3 protein-coding genes are annotated in these 3,859 nt (G+C 37.7%); all 3 read right to left on the reverse strand.

All coding sequences use genetic code 11. The features are described from left to right. Positions 1-300: 300 nt before the first annotated feature. The gene (locus D1Z90_RS20175; RefSeq protein ID WP_119912577.1) at positions 301-2,415 is read right to left on the reverse strand and encodes a DEAD/DEAH box helicase; all 2,115 of its coding nucleotides are present in this window, start codon (positions 2,413-2,415) and stop codon (positions 301-303) included. Then, the gene (locus tag D1Z90_RS20180; protein ID WP_198419276.1) at positions 2,406-3,263 is read right to left on the reverse strand and encodes a HamA C-terminal domain-containing protein; all 858 of its coding nucleotides are present in this window, start codon (positions 3,261-3,263) and stop codon (positions 2,406-2,408) included. Before D1Z90_RS20180 ends, D1Z90_RS20175 begins: the two co-directional genes overlap by 10 nt. Before the next feature lie 148 nt (positions 3,264-3,411). Further along, positions 3,412-3,828, reverse strand: a complete 417-nt coding sequence (locus tag D1Z90_RS20185; RefSeq protein ID WP_119912578.1) for a hypothetical protein — start codon at positions 3,826-3,828, stop codon at positions 3,412-3,414. Positions 3,829-3,859: the final 31 nt, after the last annotated feature.

Consider the following 3,859-nt stretch of genomic DNA (forward strand, 5'->3'; position numbering starts at 1 on the left):
ATGGACTCGTTGCGGTACAAGCGAAGTGGCATTTTGACTTTCAAGCCAACACAATAAAACATCGCAGAGTGCTTTCCATACCCCGCTTAGGAAGGGAAGTTCGGAGCCATAGGCGGTATCAAATTTACGAGTCCCAATATCAATGGGCAATACTGGAATATCAACGGCTCACGCACAACGCTGGACTAGGGAAATTATGAGGGGATCCGTCAGCGCCTTGCTAAGCGGCGTAAAACTGTTGGCTAAAATTAGTGAGGAACGAACGTAAGCCAACTGTTTTACGTCCGTTTGAGCAACTTGTTAAATGCCAACTTGCGCCCTAGCAATAAAACTTTTGTCTACTTCATTGAGACCAAAAGCTTCTTCCATATTTTTCAATGCAGCTAAGGCCTTATCTAGATCTCCTTCAGACGATAATAAAGCTTGAAATTTGGCAGAAACTTCAAGCGGTAACCCGTACTCTTCTAGGGCGACTAATGAAGAATCAAAAAAATAATTTTCAACCATTATCGAATAAGCACTATAGTCACATAAGCTTTTTACACCCTTCGCTTTTAACACGCTATTTACTATCGATTCAATTGTTCGCAATAATCTTGGAAAATGGAAATTTGCCCAAAGTCTCCTGAAGTCTAGGATACGGCTTACTATAACATCTACCTGTTCTTCTGGTTTGTATGCTATAGCTTCTTCAATTAACAATGAAATTGGCTTTTGATCGGATAGCTCTCCGATTTTGAATGCAAGTTGAGATGCTGAAAATACACTCCTGTTACCAATCTTCCTTCCCTCAAAGTAATCCCAAATAAGGCCGCATATAAATTTTAATTGATCATATGTAGGGTAGCCTCTCCATAAAAGTTCAGGTAACCAATTATCAAAATTTATATGTAGAACCTTCGCAAATTCAATTTGTTGAATAGGTTCGACTGTCTTGTTATTTCTTATAGTACTGAGTTCAAGATCACTTTGCTCTGTAATGGAGCTAATTCTATCTCTCGATTGTTGAGTGAGGTCGCCTTCATCCATATTTACAAGTAAGGACTCTGGGGTATCTGGGCCTTGAGAATAAACAGGAATATCCACATAAGGCAATTGCTCTGTTGGAGGTGGTGCGAGTAAGAAAACATTTCCAATAAAATGTTTAAACATACGACCACTTCGACCAGCAATATTATTAAAGGTAAAAAAATCTATGTTAGTTCTATTTATCTTATTGTCGTAACAAACAATATTCTTTGTGGCTGTATTTACACCTTCTATCAATGTAGATGTACATACCAAAAACTTTATCTTTCCTGCATTAAATAGGTCTACGATATATTGAGAAACACTTCTTGGTATTCTTGCGTGATGTATTCCGACACCGCATCTCAGAGCATTGGTTAACACCCAATCGTCATGATAATTATCAGCGAGCCAATCAGCTAGTTTTAGCGCATCTTCATGCGCTTCAAAGCTAATGTTACTAGCTATCAATTCAGCAGCTGTGTTCGCTCTAGCTGGGGAACTACAAAATACAATTGTTTGCCCATCGATAGAGTCGCAAAGCTCTACTAAAGTATTTTCTTTTTCATTAGACGAAAGATCATGAAATTCGGTAACGACTGTACTGAAACTGAACTTTATAAATTCAAATCTAACATTTTCTATAAAGTCTCCAGCAACACCTTGTATGTTAGGGCCTAGCATGTAGAAGTGAGAACACTTTTTATACAGACGGTAAAAAGCTTCATTAAGTAGTGAGCACCTATTTCCACCATCTGCCCATGGGCTAAGTTTGTAAAACTCATCTATAACGAAGAAGTCAACTTCACCAACAAAATCCTCTTCTAAAACACGTTCCTGAGTTAAAACAAAAATGTTTTTATCGGACTTAGATTGCAAGGAATGTGTTATAACTTTAAATTCAGGGCTAAATTTAGATAACCTTCGGCGCGTTTCATCTATTAATGAAATTGTTGGAACAACAATTACAATATTATTAAATCGCTTACTCGCTATTAATGCATCTACAATCAAACTCTTACCAAAACTTGTGGGTGCACTCAAAACGACACTCTGCCCACTGATAAGTTTGTAATAAACTTCAGCCTGCGGGCCATGAAAATAGATTTCTTCTTGACCTATGCAAGCCTTATGTGCTTCTACAGCCAACATGTCACGAATACTTAAGCTTTCTTTGTTTAGGTATGGAAATAATCCTAACTCTCTTATTAATGAGTCGATAATTGACTTCGAATCGCCAAAGCACTCATATTTATCCATTGCTCTCAATACAAGTTCTTGAATTTTAGAGGTAGACTGTGAGTCAGAGTTGTTATAAATCGCTGCTAAAGCCTTAGCAATTGCAAACGGTTCCTGTTCAATATATTCAGAGTTTTTTAACTTTTCACTTAGAGTACTTAGTTCCATACTTGTAACTCCTCATGCAGCTTTTTCTGAATATCAGCTTTAGACTTGAGGGGTAAGAGTATTAGACTGATATTGATAGAATCAGGTAAATCTTTGCCTTTAAATTTTTGCCAGTTTTCTATCACTTCTTTTTCGAATGCAGCCTTAAAGTCATCAGTTACTTTAGTGTGGCTATTGATAGCATCACTATCATATGTGAGTAATACCGGTATAGAGACTGAATCAAAAATATCATCCAGAGATGTGTTTTCATCTAACAACATTTTTAGACGTTCTGAATGTGGCCACTTCTCATCAATTTTATTAGTAATCGCTACGAATTCATCACGTAAATAATCTCGCTCTGTGTGCTCATGAAGCTCTTTTACAACATCTCTGATCGCTGATGTGATTTCTTTGTAAAATTTAACTTCACCAATCCACAATTCTAATTCACTCTCCTTTGCTACAACGTGTACACAATCAAACCCTTTTACTGTGTCATTACGTGAGTCCTTGTAGTGCATTTTGCAAATCGCTGGAATTGTGCCAAATACATGCCTAAGAATCATATGAAGAAAAAGCTCCCCAAACTCTCCTCTGTTTTTAAATTTTTCCGTGTTATATAAGGCTTTAGCAGCCTTTCTAATAAGCTTAACAGCATTAGAAGCCCCTAAAGAACTCCATTCACTGTATTTCAATGAAAATTCAGGTAGCCACTCCATTGCATGCTCTATAAGTTGCTCTTCACGCCATTCCCCATTTTCATAGCCAGCGCACATTGCTACAAGCCAAGGTTCTGCTGCAAAGTCAGAAACTCTAACTTTTAAAAGAGGTGCTGGATATTTCATCATTTCATCCGTGGTCATTAGTAATTCCTTTCTTTATACCGAAGAGCTGAGCGAGATCTCCTAGGCATTTAACGCCCGCCTCAACTGCAGGCAAAAAATGGCGATTGTTTTGCCGGGTTTATGGCAAAAGAAGTGACAGTTTTGACTGTCAGATTGCAGGCGCTTGTTAAATCTCGCCACGCTGATACTCCAAATACCTTTTAGCTTCAGCTTTAGCCATCTCATCAGCTGATTCATTACTAGAAACTGTTTCTAAAGTTGAGAACCAATCTATTTTATCAGCTTCAGACACGCCGTTAATTATTCTGTTTACCATCCACAAAGTAAGAACTGTAGGCTTACGCGTCAATGATTCTTTCAAAGCTTTGTGATAATCATTTTTTTCTTCTACGAAGTGAACCAATGGCCCTGGCGATCCTAACTCCTTGTCATGAGATTCTTCCATGAAATTAAATATCGCTGGAATAGCATCCCTCTTATTTGGAAGCTTTTCAATACGCTCGATAAATTCATAAAGCATTTCAAGGTCTGCTTCATCGTATTCATCAAACTTTACTTTGTTTAATTCGATCTCGAAATCCATAACGAACTACCTAAAGGGATTTAACGCCGCA

This window comes from Motilimonas pumila, assembly GCF_003596335.1.
Classification (GTDB): domain Bacteria; phylum Pseudomonadota; class Gammaproteobacteria; order Enterobacterales; family CBDFNC01; genus Motilimonas; species Motilimonas pumila.

Coding starts and splice junctions, on each gene's coding strand:
- D1Z90_RS20180 (WP_198419276.1), bottom strand. CDS start 3,263: ATGACCACGGATGAAATGATGAAATATCCAGCACCTCTTTTAAAAGTT.
- D1Z90_RS20175 (WP_119912577.1), bottom strand. CDS start 2,415: ATGGAACTAAGTACTCTAAGTGAAAAGTTAAAAAACTCTGAATATATT.
- D1Z90_RS20185 (WP_119912578.1), bottom strand. CDS start 3,828: ATGGATTTCGAGATCGAATTAAACAAAGTAAAGTTTGATGAATACGAT.